The sequence below is a fragment of the Ruegeria sp. H9 genome (genome assembly GCF_056532915.1).
Genome location: NZ_JBQFNX010000004.1, coordinates 239,910 through 253,310 on the forward strand (window position 1 = coordinate 239,910; position 13,401 = coordinate 253,310).

General features: G+C 58.3%; 16 protein-coding genes and 1 tRNA gene. 8 read left to right on the plus strand and 9 right to left on the minus strand.

What is annotated here, in order from left to right:
• The first annotated feature begins 42 nt into the window (after positions 1–42).
• The 4 genes from ACR0CZ_RS17170 (at position 43) to ACR0CZ_RS17185 (ending at position 4,581) form a co-directional block, all read left to right on the plus strand.
• Complete coding sequence (locus tag ACR0CZ_RS17170) at positions 43–423, plus strand: response regulator transcription factor (protein ID WP_170397172.1); 381 nt, start codon at positions 43–45, stop codon at positions 421–423.
• Positions 420–740, plus strand: a complete 321-nt coding sequence (locus ACR0CZ_RS17175) for a hypothetical protein (RefSeq protein WP_170397170.1) — start codon at positions 420–422, stop codon at positions 738–740. Before ACR0CZ_RS17170 ends, ACR0CZ_RS17175 begins: the two co-directional genes overlap by 4 nt.
• On the plus strand, positions 728–3,409 hold the full coding sequence (locus ACR0CZ_RS17180; RefSeq protein WP_170397168.1) for an ATP-binding protein: 2,682 nt from the start codon (positions 728–730) through the stop codon (positions 3,407–3,409). Before ACR0CZ_RS17175 ends, ACR0CZ_RS17180 begins: the two co-directional genes overlap by 13 nt.
• Before the next feature lie 77 nt (positions 3,410–3,486).
• Positions 3,487–4,581 carry a flagellar motor switch protein FliM gene (locus tag ACR0CZ_RS17185; RefSeq protein ID WP_170397165.1) on the plus strand — a complete coding sequence of 365 codons (1,095 nt, stop codon included), beginning with the start codon at positions 3,487–3,489 and terminating at the stop codon, positions 4,579–4,581.
• A 5-nt stretch (positions 4,582–4,586) separates the two neighbouring features.
• Here the strand turns inward: ACR0CZ_RS17185 and ACR0CZ_RS17190 are convergent, their stop codons facing one another.
• From ACR0CZ_RS17190 to ACR0CZ_RS17205, 4 genes are read right to left on the minus strand one after another with little or no spacing between them, the layout of a single operon-like run.
• Complete coding sequence (locus tag ACR0CZ_RS17190) at positions 4,587–5,015, minus strand: protein tyrosine phosphatase family protein (protein ID WP_170397163.1); 429 nt, start codon at positions 5,013–5,015, stop codon at positions 4,587–4,589.
• Between the two features lie 9 nt (positions 5,016–5,024).
• Positions 5,025–5,456, minus strand: coding sequence for a DUF6691 family protein (locus tag ACR0CZ_RS17195; RefSeq protein WP_170397161.1), 432 nt, complete (start codon positions 5,454–5,456; stop codon positions 5,025–5,027).
• Entirely contained in the window at positions 5,456–5,884 is a 429-nt protein-coding gene (locus ACR0CZ_RS17200; protein WP_170397160.1) for a YeeE/YedE family protein, read from the minus strand. The genes ACR0CZ_RS17195 and ACR0CZ_RS17200 overlap by 1 nt, the downstream gene beginning before the upstream one ends.
• A gap of 19 nt (positions 5,885–5,903) precedes the next feature.
• Positions 5,904–6,767 carry an MBL fold metallo-hydrolase gene (locus ACR0CZ_RS17205; protein ID WP_170397158.1) on the minus strand — a complete coding sequence of 288 codons (864 nt, stop codon included), beginning with the start codon at positions 6,765–6,767 and terminating at the stop codon, positions 5,904–5,906.
• 242 nt (positions 6,768–7,009) lie between these two features.
• Here ACR0CZ_RS17205 and ACR0CZ_RS17210 point away from each other — a divergent pair, with 242 nt between their 5' ends.
• Positions 7,010–7,225, plus strand: a complete 216-nt coding sequence (locus tag ACR0CZ_RS17210; protein WP_170397156.1) for a hypothetical protein — start codon at positions 7,010–7,012, stop codon at positions 7,223–7,225.
• Positions 7,226–7,234: 9 nt separating this feature from the next.
• Here ACR0CZ_RS17210 and ACR0CZ_RS17215 read toward each other — a convergent pair whose 3' ends face one another.
• Complete coding sequence (locus tag ACR0CZ_RS17215; protein ID WP_170397154.1) at positions 7,235–7,453, minus strand: hypothetical protein; 219 nt, start codon at positions 7,451–7,453, stop codon at positions 7,235–7,237.
• A 147-nt stretch (positions 7,454–7,600) separates the two neighbouring features.
• Here ACR0CZ_RS17215 and ACR0CZ_RS17220 point away from each other — a divergent pair, with 147 nt between their 5' ends.
• On the plus strand, positions 7,601–7,867 hold the full coding sequence (locus ACR0CZ_RS17220; protein WP_170397751.1) for a DUF2312 domain-containing protein: 267 nt from the start codon (positions 7,601–7,603) through the stop codon (positions 7,865–7,867).
• A gap of 10 nt (positions 7,868–7,877) precedes the next feature.
• Here the strand turns inward: ACR0CZ_RS17220 and ACR0CZ_RS17225 are convergent, their stop codons facing one another.
• Positions 7,878–8,753, minus strand: a complete 876-nt coding sequence (locus ACR0CZ_RS17225) for a hypothetical protein (protein ID WP_170397152.1) — start codon at positions 8,751–8,753, stop codon at positions 7,878–7,880.
• A gap of 179 nt (positions 8,754–8,932) precedes the next feature.
• On the opposite strand from ACR0CZ_RS17225, the gene ACR0CZ_RS17230 reads away from it, so the two are divergent.
• Positions 8,933–9,008: transfer RNA gene (locus tag ACR0CZ_RS17230), tRNA-Thr, on the plus strand.
• A gap of 364 nt (positions 9,009–9,372) precedes the next feature.
• Positions 9,373–9,615 carry a glycine zipper 2TM domain-containing protein gene (locus ACR0CZ_RS17235; RefSeq protein ID WP_170397150.1) on the plus strand — a complete coding sequence of 81 codons (243 nt, stop codon included), beginning with the start codon at positions 9,373–9,375 and terminating at the stop codon, positions 9,613–9,615.
• 272 nt (positions 9,616–9,887) lie between these two features.
• Here ACR0CZ_RS17235 and ACR0CZ_RS17240 read toward each other — a convergent pair whose 3' ends face one another.
• From ACR0CZ_RS17240 to gatB, 3 genes are all read right to left on the minus strand, one after another.
• Positions 9,888–10,334, minus strand: a complete 447-nt coding sequence (locus ACR0CZ_RS17240; protein WP_170397148.1) for a DUF4177 domain-containing protein — start codon at positions 10,332–10,334, stop codon at positions 9,888–9,890.
• Positions 10,335–10,432: 98 nt separating this feature from the next.
• Positions 10,433–11,671 carry a peptidase T gene (gene pepT, locus ACR0CZ_RS17245; RefSeq protein WP_170466024.1) on the minus strand — a complete coding sequence of 413 codons (1,239 nt, stop codon included), beginning with the start codon at positions 11,669–11,671 and terminating at the stop codon, positions 10,433–10,435.
• A 153-nt stretch (positions 11,672–11,824) separates the two neighbouring features.
• A complete protein-coding gene (gene gatB / locus ACR0CZ_RS17250) occupies positions 11,825–13,336 on the minus strand; it encodes an Asp-tRNA(Asn)/Glu-tRNA(Gln) amidotransferase subunit GatB (RefSeq protein ID WP_170397144.1) in 1,512 nt (503 codons plus the stop codon).
• Positions 13,337–13,401 lie beyond the last annotated feature (65 nt).

Consider the following 13,401-nt stretch of genomic DNA (forward strand, 5'->3'; position numbering starts at 1 on the left):
GGTGGCCGGACGTGCAATCCGTCATGGGGAGGATATGCAAATATGAGCCGCAAGGTTCTGTTGATCGAGGATGAGCCCAACATCACCGAGGCGATCCGGTTTCTGCTGACACGCGAGGGGTGGCAGGTTGAAACCCATGCCGAGGGAACGGATGCGGTGCAGGTGATTCTGTCCGCGCGGCCCAATCTGGTGATTCTGGATGTGATGTTGCCGGGAAAAAGCGGGATGGATGTGCTGCGTGATCTGCGCGAACATGATGATATGAAGGCGTTGCCGGTTTTAATGCTGACCGCGCGCGGGCAATCCCGGGATCGTGAAATGGCCGAACAGGCAGGGGTCAGCCGATTCATGACCAAGCCGTTTTCGAACACCGAAGTCCTGACAGCGGTGCGCGACCTGCATGCGCAGGCGTCTCAGTTATGAGCTCCGCGGGCGACGGCAAAGATCGGCCCTCGCCAGTTCGTCCGTCCCTGTTTCTGGAACGGCAAAGCTATCGTCGGCGCAGGCTGGCGGATGCAGCGCGGCTGCTGCCGTTTCTAGGTGCCGCAATGCTCGCGCTGCCGCTTCTATGGCCGGATGATAGCGCAGGCGCCGAGGCTCTGTCGCTATCGACGGCCATGTTCTACATCTTTGCGTGCTGGGGTGTTCTGATCCTGATCAGCGTGATCTTCGGCTTCGTCGCCAAACGCATGACCGCGCGCGAGACTGCCGAGCCCGAGGCCGAGACATGGCAACCCTGAATGTCCTGATTCTGGTCTGTCTGGGCTATGTGGTTCTTCTGTTCGGTGTCGCCTTCGCAGCGGACCGGCTGGCTGCGCGTGGCGGCGGGAAATGGTTGCGTTCCCCGCTGATCTACACCCTGTCACTGTCGATCTATTGCACTGCATGGACGTTTTATGGCGCGGTTGGCAACGCCGCGCGTTCTGGGCTTGAATTCGTAACCATCTATCTGGGTCCTACACTGGTGATGATCAGTTGGTGGTGGGGCCTGCGCAAACTCGTGCGCATCGGACGCAGCCAGCGCGTGACGTCGATCGCTGACCTGATCTCGTCACGATACGGCAAGTCCAACACACTGGCGGTCTGCGTGACCATTCTGGCGGTGTTGGGCGGCACGCCTTATATCGCGCTGCAATTGCAGTCGATCACGCTGTCCTTTTCGATCTTTGCCGAGGCCGATCCCTCAGGTCTCTATCGCGAAGGCTCTAGCGTGTTCTGGGTCGCGGCGGGCTTGGCCGTCTTTGCGATCCTCTTCGGGACGCGCAATCTGGATGCCAATGAGCGCCACCACGGCGTTGTTACCGCTATTGCGTTGGAATCTGTGGTGAAACTCTTCGCCCTTCTGGCCGTTGGCATCTTTGTTGTCTGGGGCGTCGCTGGCGGCTTGGGGCCGATGATGGATCAGATCGATGCCTCGGAAATTGGCCAATGGCATGTGGATGCCGGGCGCTGGACCACTTTCATTTTCCTTTCGGCGGCGGCCTTTGTCTGCTTGCCGCGGATGTTTCAGGTCATGGTGGTCGAGAATGACGATGAGAGCCACCTGCGCACCGCCGCCTGGGCCTTTCCGCTCTACCTGCTGCTGATGAGCTTGTTTGTCGTGCCCATCGCCGTCGTTGGGTTGGACCTGATGCCCGAAGGCTCGAACCCCGACCTGTTTGTGCTGACCGTGCCGCTGTCGCAGGGCAATGACTGGTTGGCGATGCTGTCGTTCATCGGCGGGTTTTCCTCGGCCACATCAATGGTGATCGTTACCGCGATGGCGCTGTCAACCATGGTCTCGAACCATGTGGTCATGCCGATCTGGCTGAATACGCAGGAAGGCACCGCGTCGGTCTCTGGTGATGTGCGAACAGTCGTGCTGATGGCGCGGCGCGTCTCGATCGCGGCGATCATGGCGTTGGGCTATTTCTACTTCCAGCTTTCGGGGGGCGGGGCTGCCCTGACCTCGATCGGGCTGGTGGCCTTTGCCGGGATTTCCCAGATTCTGCCCGCACTGGTGGGTGGCCTGTTCTGGCGCGGCGCGACCCGAACTGGGGCGTTGGTCGGGCTCAGCGTCGGGTTCTTTCTCTGGATTTACACACTGCTGCTGCCTGGCATGGGTGGCGGCATTGTCCCGGCATCGGTGATTGAAAACGGACCCTTCGGCTGGGGCTGGCTGCGCCCGCAGGCGTTGTTCGGGATCGAAGGGATCGACCCGATGGTGCATACGGTCATGTGGTCGCTGTCGCTGAATACAATCGCCTTCTGCGTCGCCTCGATGCTCAGCTTCCCCAGCCCGCTGGAACGCCTTCAGGGTGCGCAATTCGTAAATGTATTTGACCATTCAGTTTCAGCCCGTGGCTGGACCGGTTCGGTTGCGCAAAGCGAAGACCTGATGATCATGACCCAGCGGATTCTGGGCACTATTCCCGCGCAAGAGTTCTTTCAAGCCGAAGCCGAGCGCCAGAATGGTCGCCCCGGACGACTGCCCGAGCCTACGCCGCAGTTTCTGGAACGGCTGGAACGTGAACTCAGCGGCTCGGTCGGGGCCGCGACCGCCCATGCGATGATCGGTCAGATCGTTGGCGGGGCGTCTGTGTCTGTCGAAGACCTGTTGGCCGTTGCCGACGAGTCCGCGCAGATGTTGGAATATTCCAGCCAGCTTGAGGCGAAATCGACTGAGCTCAGCCGCACAGCGCGGCAATTGCGCGAGGCAAATGCCAAGCTTACGCAAGTCTCGAAACAGAAAGACGCGTTTCTTAGCCAGGTCAGCCACGAATTGCGCACGCCCATGACCTCGATTCGGGCGTTTTCTGAAATTATGCGCGACACCGATGGCCTCAGCGCCGAGGAACAAATCCGTTATGCTGCGATCATACATGATGAATCGCTGCGTCTGACCCGGCTACTGGATGATCTGCTCGACCTTAGCGTGCTGGAAAGCGGCCAGGTTAGCCTGAACATGGGCGAAGCCACCCTAAGCGAAGTTCTGGACCGCGCCGTTTCAAGCGCGCTGGCGGGCAGTGATCGAAAGATTGGCGTACGGCGGGTGCGCGCAAGTGAACGTATCCCGCTGCACACGGATCTCGACCGGCTGGGACAGGTGTTCATCAACCTGATTTCCAACGCCCAGAAATATTGCGACGCCATTGAACCGGTGCTGACCATCTCGGCCCATGATGTCGGCGGGCAGGTGGTAATCGATTTCATCGACAACGGCGGTGGTATCCCGGCCGAGGCGCAATCGATGGTATTCGAGAAATTTGCCCGCGTCGGCTCGGACAAGGCAGGCGGGGCAGGGTTGGGGCTGGCGATCTGCCGAGAGATTATGCAGCGCCTGGGCGGCGAAGTTGCTTATCTGCCGGGGCAGGGAGGGGCGGCCTTCCGCGTCAGCCTTCCGCTGGCTTTTCGTCAGGCCGCGCAATGAGGGCGTCATAAAGACATTCGTAACCTCCGCCGGGTTAGACAAATTGTCATCGCATCGACAAACGGCGGAACGGGGCCATGACCACATCAGCACTGGCACGAAAGCTTTCAGCGGGGCAATGCGGTGCCGACACGCCCCGCTCGGTCCTGCGCGCCTTGCGGCTGGGGTTGGCACGCGCCTCCGGCGAAAGCATGGGGCTGGCGCTGTCGGTCATCGGGGCAAAGCAGGCCGTACGTGCGCAGGAAGATATAGCCGACCGGCTGAATGAGGGGTGGTTGATGCTGCTGTTTACCTCGGATCAGGGCGGCCTGGCTGCGGCCTGTCTGGACCCGGGTTGCGTCTCTGCCATCGTCCAGCAGCAAACGATTGCCATGGTCACCTCTGACCCACCACCCGAGCGTGCGTTTACCGACACCGACGCTGCCATGGTCGCCCCTCTGATCGAGGATATGCTGAGCAGGGCGCTTAAACTGGTTGAGTCCCCGGCAGACATGGCCAGCCTGTCCGGGTATGAGTTCACCTCACGCGCCGAAGGTCGGCGCGCACTGAACCTGGCGCTGGTGGATGAGGTCTATCGCATGTTTGATCTGACGGTCGAACTTGCCGGTGGTCCGCGTCAGGGCGAGGTCAGTATCCTGCTGCCCGAACGCCCGCTCTCGGATCAGGAACAGGTTGCGGATATCACCCAATCGGGGGTGAATCTTGATCAGGCATCCGGGGTAATTCGGGCTGAGCTGAACACCGTGATCTGCCGCCTGTCTTTGCCGTTGACAGCGCTTTCGGAATTGTCCGTCGGGGATGTTCTGCCGCTGCAGGGCGCGCGGGTGGATCGGGTTGAAGTTCTGTCAATCGATCGTGCCCGAACCGCCATCGGACGTCTGGGTCAGTGCGGCGGAATGCGTGCGGTACGGATCAACGAACAAGGCCCTCCTACTGCGTTGCCCGCCAAGGACTGCGCCGGATTTCTGGCCAGCAAATCAAGCTTGACGCCCTCGGCCCCGGATGACGAGATGTCGTCCCCGCTTGATGACGATATTGTAGCGCATGATCTGACGACCGAGGATTCCCTCCTGGAACCCGACGACTTGTTGCCTGCCAGTTCCGAACAGCGTGTCACGGAAATCTCGCACCTCGCCGGTCTGCCAGCGCCCGAAGGCAAGGGCCGCGATTAAGGGGCTTACCCGCGCCCTCGCAGCTGTTCCAATGCCGGGCGTAACCCGTCGAGCGCATAGCCCGCTTTTCCGGTCGCATCGAGGATTTCATCCGTGCTTAGCCGATCGCACTGTCCCAGCGCCCAGACCACCGAACATCGTGTGCCAGAGGCGCAATAGGCCAGAACCGGCCCGCTGCAGCTTTCGGCCAGATCGCGTTGCAGCGCCACGTTTTCCGGTGTCATCGTCTGGTGTGTCAACTCCAGAACCTCATATTCCATCCCGGCCTCGCGAACGGCTTGACCGATGGCGTCTGACTGCTGATCCGGCGGAACTTCGGTATTGGGACGGTTGCAGATCACCTTGACGAAACCGGCCTCGGCAATGGCTGGTACGTCCTCCACCGAGATCTGAGGTGAGACGGCGTAGCGGGGGGTTATCGGTCGAATCTCCATGGCAATTGCTTAGGCTGCGTCGGCGATCCTGTCCAGTTGCGCACCCAGCTTTGGTGCCGCAAACATGCCCGCGATCATCGCAATCAGGAACACAATCCCGCCAACGCCCCCATATCCAAGCGAGGCCATCGCCGGGCCCGGGCACAAACCCGCCAATCCCCAACCGACGCCGAACAGGACTGACCCGACGATCAGACGGCGATCCAGTTCAACACGGGGCGGGGCGGGGAACTGTCCGCCCACAACAGGGACCCTGTTTCGTGTCAATCGCCACGCCACCAGCATCGGTAGGATCGCCCCGCCCATGACAAAGGCGAGCGTCGGGTCCCAATTGCCGAACACATCCAGCCACCCCTGCACCTTGGTGGTGTCGGTCATGCCTGAGATCAAAAGCCCGATGCCGAACAGCGATCCGGCGAGAAAAGCAAACACTGAGCGCATTAGATCACCCCCAAAGCATGGCGAAACAGCGCAACCGTCAGACCACCTGCAAGAATGTAGAACACCGTTGCGACGATCCCGCGCAACGAGAAGCGAGAAATCCCACAAACGCCGTGACCCGACGTGCAGCCATTGGCGATCCGTGTTCCAGCCCCCACCAGCAGCCCAGCAAGGATCACGATCGCCAGATCCGGGGTCAAATGGGTCTCGGCCTGCGGCGCAATCAATGGGCGCAGCAATAAGGGCATCCCGATCAAACCCGCGACGAAAGCCAGGCGTTCAGTCATTACGCTCCGGTCGCTGCGTTCCAGCAGCCCGCCCAATATGCCGCTCGCCCCCATGATCCGCCCATTACACAGCAGATAAACGCTGGCACCTAGCCCGATCAGCAGACCACCAGCCAGACCCGAAATCCATTCGATATTCATTGTCTCATCTGCCCTCGTATCAAAGCTTATTGACTGGGATTTTCATGAAAACGTCGCCCTGCTCATCCGCTGGTGGCATCTGACCGGCCCGCATATTGACCTGCAGCGAGGGCAAAATCAGGCGCGGCATCGCAAGGGTTGCATCCCGCGCATCGCGCATCTCGACAAATTCTTCGACGCTGCGGCCCTGACCGATATGAACGTTCAGCGCCTTCTGTTCGCCAACTGTGGTCTCCCACGCGTATTCATCGCGACCAGGCGCTTTGTAATCATGGCCTACAAAAATCCGCGTCTCGTCAGGCAGAGACAAGATTTTCTGGATCGAGGCATACAGGTCCGCCGATGACCCGCCGGGAAAATCGCATCGGGCAGTTCCGAAATCCGGCATGAACAGCGTATCGCCCACAAACGCCGCATCGCCGATCACGTAGGTCATGCAGGCTGGCGTATGGCCTGGCGTGTGCAAAACGTCCCCGCGCATCTGGCCGATGTGAAAGCTGGACCCTTCGGCAAACAGTGCATCGAACTGGCTGCCATCACGCTGAAACTCGGTGCCTTCGTTGAAGACCTTGCCGAACGTGTCCTGAACGACCACGATATTCTCGCCAATCCCGATCTGACCACCCAGCTTTTCCTGTAGGTAAGGGGCTGCTGACAGGTGGTCGGCATGGACATGGCTTTCCAGAATCCATTCCACCTTCAGTCCCTGTGCCGTCACATAGTCGACAATCTGGTCGGCCGAGCTGGTGTCGGTCCGCCCCGAGGCGTGATCGAAATCCAGTACACTGTCGATGATGGCGCAGGCCTGCCCCTGAGGTTCCTGCACAACGTATGAGACGGTGAAGGTCTGCGGGTCGAAAAAAGCTTTCACACTGGGCGTCATGGGTTCCTCCGTTCAGCTTGCATACATATAACAATAGTGGAATATGTTTAAAGCCCCTAATCACGAGTTGATGTCTGTCAAAGCAATCTCCGCAATTTGAGCGTATGCTTTAGGCGACCACGGACATATTGACGGTTTTTTGCCTGAATAGGCAAGAATTCGCGATGTTTTGTTCCGGTCTCGTGCTCGTCTTAAACTCGTTACCTATATCAGGCACATTGGCACCATATGGGAGGAAGGAAATGACTGCTCAGGATCTTTTTACCGAAGCGGAACGGCTTGAACAAAAGCTGAATGGTGCGTGTCTTGAGACCCGGCTAGAGCTTCAGCCACATGTCAGCATGGTTCTGGATAAAATGCGCGCGCAGGGGGTTCATATCCCATCGCGCTTGCGTCGGCTGGATGCTGCGCTATGCGAAGACGTGCTTGAGGCGCGGTTCGACAATATGCCGATCTGATCGATCTGGTTATCCCAGCGAAATGCCCAGGATAACCATCATCAGCCCAAGTACCGACAGGAAAAGCGACGCCAGATTCCAAGGCAGAACACCCTGAACTGCAGCGCGCAACTCGTCATCCGTCAGGTTGGCTTTGCGCGCTTTCATCACTTGCAGGATGCACCAGACCAGACCGACCAGCCCGGCCACAGACAGGGCGGCCCCGCCCCAGACGATAATGTCGAACATGGTTGTTTACGCTCACCCTTTGAATCCGTGACCGCGCTTATCGGATCGGCGCAGGTCAGACAAGCCCGCCGTGCAGAATGCACGCTTGCGGTCGGGTCAGTGCCGATGTATCCGGCACCTTATTTTCAGCCCTTGGGAGAGACGCAGATGGAAGACATCACCGAAGATCAGGCCGCAGCCAACTACCGAGTGACCGCAGGCGAGCTGCGCCAGTTCGTCGAACGGTTCGAGCGTCTTGAGGCCGAAAAGAAAGATATCGCTGACCAGCAGAAAGAGGTCATGGCCGAGGCCAAGGCCCGCGGCTACGACACCAAGGTCATGCGCAAGGTCGTCGCTCTTCGCAAGCGCGACAAGGACGACATCGCCGAGGAAGAGGCGGTACTGGAAATGTACAAGGAAGCGCTGGGCATGTAGCGCCAGCCGCTTACGGGTTCAGAAAACGTATATCTGGCATGGTCTGCAGCCGTGCCAGATCCTGCTCATAAAGCTCGGTAAAGGCGGTAACGATATCTTCGTTCCAGCCAGGCAGCTCCACCTCTTCTTCGATTTCATCCGTCAGCGCATGCTGCTGAAACACCTGCGCCAGCCTGCCCCTGAGCACGGGATCATTGGGGGCCGCTTGATGCTCTAACAAGCTCTGAATCTCCTGTTTGCCCATGTCTGAGACAAGTGAGGACAGCAGAGCGTATTCCTGTTCCAGCGGCGTGTCCTCGGGTAGCCCTACAAGTGCGCGCGCGATGTCGCCGCAGATCAGCGGCGAATCCTCGTTGCTCCACAAAGTGATTTTGACATCTGGCGCTAGGTCGCGAATGTCTTCGATCATGGCGAGCCAACTCAGGCAACTCAGATCGGTGGTGGCAATGATATGCTCGCGCTCAGGCGCCGATAGCAGCATCAGCACCTTGGGAATAAAGCTGCCGGGATTACGTAGCCCGACGAATAGCTCAACCGTCGAGTCGTTGAACAGATTATCCAGATAGGCCAACCTTTGACCGGCATTCGCGTAAAATTGCCCATCCATGATGATGGAAGGCCGTTCCCCTAGGTAAAGCGCGCTCGACAAGATCGCCCGGTCAACCTGCTGCCCGTTGGGGAACAGTTTATGAAATCGCGCCAGTGTATCCTGATTTGATGGCCGGTCGGCAGAGGGTTTCAGCGCAGGTCGAAAGATCTTTCTGAATGGACGAAGCCCCCAAAAGGCAGTATGATTTCCCGCAACCAGATCCGCATTCACCTGCAGCAGATTGAGCAGGTGATCATGGTCGGTAAAGTGCGCTCCGGCTTGGATGACCATCTGCATATCGGAATTGTCCTTACCTCGGTCGGGATCGCCGCTTGGGTTACAACCTGTCCCCGGTGCAGTCAAATTCGGATGAGGCCTGTTATTACTGTTATCCTAAGGCAAACCAGCACAAAGTTAAGATGACCCGAAATTTCGGGCTTGCAGTCCCTGTTCCGAGATATTAATCGACACCCAGTGCCCCTATAGCTCAGCTGGTAGAGCAACTGATTTGTAATCAGTAGGTCCGCGGTTCGAGTCCGTGTGGGGGCACCATCTCTTCAGATATCTATGTATATTTGCTCGATCTGGCTCGCGACCTATGTGGTCTTGGGGGCAAATATAGGGGAACAGAAGATTCAGTAGTCGCGCTTTATTGTGCGTCAAATCTTACTGTGATGCTCCGCGCTCATCGCCCGCTTTCTACAATTAAAACGCGACCGTCCAATGTCGGGGTTTACCAGGAACCCGGCACCCGCAACGATCGGAAACCAGCAAATATCGCTTTAGGCGCTCGACCCTTAGTCTTCTTTATTAAGTTTTGATTAATCTCGAATCAAACAGACGCTGATCTCTTGTACGCTAGACGCGCCAGAGCCACTTACTCAGATAACTATTTGGTATTTGAGAGGCAATCGAGATGAACAAAGCACTGACAACCTGTGCGCTTGCGACCTCACTGCTCTTGGCTGCTTGCGGGGCTCCGACGACGCCAACTCAGGCGCAGGTACAGCAAGACGCCCGCTGCGCTGCGGGAATCCTTGGTGGCGCTGCCCTTGGGGGAGTGGTTGGAAATCGGTTCGGTGGCGGTACAGGCAAGACACTCGCGACTGCAGCAGGTGCAGGCGCTGGGATGTATGCAGGGCAATCAGCTTGCAATTGATAACCTTGTAATAAACCCTCTTACCCCACGCTCGTTTTTGGCTCCGCAATTATTGGTTTCGCAGGTCATTTAATTGCCCTGTCTGGCGGTTGCGCGCCTAGCTTCCTGGATGTGCCAAATTCAAGGTCAACTGGCTCAGCAGCAATCCCCTTACTGCGTCGTTTCTCGCCGATGGGGTTCGCGGGTCGGAACTGACAAAGCATAACCGTTATGGGGCAGGGTATAAGGGCCTTGCCTCTTCACGCGGGATCCTTCGATTGATTGTTATCCAATCACGGCTCGGCTGGGCGTGCTTGCTCGGGGCGCACTTCATCATCCGCCACTTCGTCCGAAGGTTTCAAAGACAAGGGCGGGTCTTCGGGCTCTTCCGAGATTGGGGCAGGGGCGGCAGGAGTTTTGGCCAAAACCTCTTCGGGTCCCGGGACTGCGCGCGCGGTTGGGGCGGTGTCCTCTTCGACGAGTTCGGGCTGTTCAGGTTTTTCCAACGCCAGAGCCCGGCGGAAAACCAACACGTTGCGCCAGTTGGTGGTTGACCCGGTCAGCCCCGAACGTTCTTCGCTGGGCAGCAATTCGGCGCGCTGATACTCCCAGCCATCCTGTCCCATCTGGTTCAGCAGTTGCTCGATCGAGGTGGCAAACCGGCCCTCGGGCGTTTTCACGCCCTTCGCCTTGGTGCCCTTTTGCGGAGCGGGGACAACTTTGTATTCGTAGCGCTGCATCAACTGGTCCTGATTGCCGTGTCGGGGCAAATTAACATTTTGACGGGCGGGCGAAAGCCAAGATCGCGCATTGGCGAATTTCGGCCCGCACTGTGGCCTTAGCTCCGCGCTGCTTTGCCTACGAGTGACAAGCAGGTTTCTGTCGCGACCGCCATGTCCTGCACCGAAATCCATTCCAACGGGCCGTGTATGCATTGCATGCCTGTGAAGATATTAGGTGTCGGTGTGCCAAATTCGGTCAGGCGCGAGCCGTCGGTGCCACCCCGGATCGGCACCGAGACCGGCTCGATCCCTTGTTCACGGCAGGCCTCGCGGGCCAGATCAACCGGCGTCATGTCATTTTCCAGCCAATAGCGCATGTTGCGATACTGATGGGAGATGTCGCAGGTGATGGTCGCACGCGGCTCGGTGGCCTGTACGGCGGCGCAGACTTGTCGGACGATCTCGCGCTGGGCTTCCAGCGCATCCATCTCGAAATCGCGCAGGATCAGTTTTATCTCCATCTCGGACGAGCCGCCGTTCATATCGGTGACATGGATGAACCCCTGGCGCCCATCCGTCACCTCGGGCGTCATCGTTGCCTGAGGTAGGGTCTGCACAATCTTTGCAGCCAGATGCGCCGCGTTTACCATTTTGTCTTTGGCCAGTCCCGGGTGGATCGACACGCCGGTGATCTTAATCACCGCTCGGTCGGCCGAGAAGCTTTCGTATTCGATCTCACCCAGTTCCTGCCCGTCCAGCGTATAGGCGAAATCCGCGCCCAGATCTTTGGGCAGCTGTTCGGTAACACCGCGCCCGATCTCTTCATCCGGGGTAAAGGCGATGCGAATCGGACCATGGTGCATGTCCTTGTTCTCAAGCAGGTGTCGCGCCATCGTCATCAGGATCGAAACGCCCGCCTTGTCATCGGCCCCCAGTAGCGTGGTGCCTGAGGCGGTGATCAGGTCATGCCCGATCTTCTCGGCCAGATAGGGGTGTTCTTCGGGCGAAAGCACCAGATCGGGGTCATCGGGGAATGTAATCTCGCCGCCATTATACCCCTTGATCACCCGCGGCTTGACCCCGGTTGCGTTGAACTGAGGCGCGGTGTCTACATGCGCCAGAAACCCGATGGTCGGTCCTTCGGCCGTACCAGGGATGGTTGCCACCACGACGCTGTCACCAGTCATCTCAACATCCTGCGCACCGATTTCGGTAAGCTCTTGCTTCAGCAGGTTCAGCATGTCGAACTGGATTTCGGTGCTGGGGGTCGATGGCGAGGTCTCATCGCTCTGGCTGTCGATGGCGGCATAGCGCACCAACCGGGTTTCCAGTTCCTGATCGAAACGATTTTTCATAGATGCTCACCTCTCTGACTTGGCGAGATGAGAATGCGCATTCAGGCGGGGAGTCAAGCCGATGGCTTGCCCGAATTGAGCGCTCTGAAATTAAGTTTTCGTTATGTACAAGTCGAACAAACCCCTGTCCGGGGTTTGTACAACTCGGAAGATTTACGAACCCAGCTTTTTACTGACCAATTCATTAACGGCCTTCGGGTTGGCCTTGCCGCCGGTGGCCTTCATCACCTGACCGACGAACCAACCGGCCAGTTTCGGGTTCACCTTTGCCTTCTCTACCTGCGCCGGATTGGCGGCGATGATCTCGTCCAAAGCGGCCTCGATCGCGCCGGTATCTGTCACCTGTTTCATGCCGCGGTCTTCAACGATCTGCGCCGGGTCACCGCCTTCGGTATAGACGATTTCGAACAGATCCTTGGCAATCTTGCCCGAGATGGCATCCGACGAAATCAGATCAATGATACCCGCCAACTGAGCCGGAGACACCGGAGACTCGGTGATGTCGTGGTCTTCTTTTTTCAGGCGACCAAACAGTTCGTTGATGACCCAGTTCGCGGCCAGCTTGCCGCTGCGCCCCTTGGCGACCTCTTCGAAATAAGCAGCCGATTCCACCTCGGCGGTCAGCACCGATGCGTCATAGTCGGTCAGGCCGAACGCACTGATAAAACGAGCTTTTTTATCGTCTGGCAGCTCGGGCAGATTGGCGGCGATGTCATCCACCCATGCCTGTTCGATCTCCAGCGGCAGCAGATCGGGGTCAGGGAAGTAGCGATAGTCATGCGCCTCTTCTTTGGACCTCATCGAGCGTGTCTCACCCTTGTCCGGGTCATACAGACGGGTTTCCTGATCAATCTCGCCACCCGCTTCGACGATTGCGATCTGACGGCGGGCTTCGACCTCAATCGCCTGCTGGATGAACCGCATCGAGTTCATGTTCTTGATCTCGCAGCGCGTGCCCAGATGCGAAAAGTCCTGTGTTTCCTGATACTTCTCGTAAGCACCCGGCAAACAGATCGAAACGTTTACGTCCGCCCGCAAGTTGCCGTTCTGCATATTGCCGTCGCAGGTGCCTAAGTAACGCATGATCTGGCGCAGCTTGGCGATGTAGGCCGCAGCCTCTTCCGGCCCGCGAATATCGGGGCGCGAAACGATCTCCATCAGGCAGACGCCGGTCCGGTTCAGGTCGACAAAGGACATATGCGGATCCATGTCGTGGATCGATTTGCCTGCGTCCTGCTCCATGTGGATGCGTTCGATGCGGACCATGCGCGCGGTACCGTCGCCCATCTCGACCAGCACTTCGCCTTCACCCACAATAGGCTGATAAAGCTGGGAAATTTGGTAGCCCTGCGGCAGGTCAGGATAGAAATAGTTCTTGCGGTCAAACGCCGATTTCAAGTTGATATCTGCTTTCAAACCCAGCCCGGTGCGCACAGCCTGTTCAACACAATACTCGTTGATCACCGGCAGCATCCCCGGCATTGCGGCGTCCACAAACGCCACGTTCGAATTCGGCTCGGCCCCGAATTGGGTCGACGCGCCCGAGAATAGTTTGGCGTTGGACGAGACCTGAGCGTGCACCTCCATCCCGATCACCAGTTCCCAATCGTGCTTGGCCCCGGCAATGGTTTTGGGTTTGGGCATTTCGTATGTCAGGTCGAGCATGGCGCGCCTCATTTCCGCAGAAGTCTAAGCCTGCGTATTAGGCCCGGCGCGCCAAAGGGGCAAGG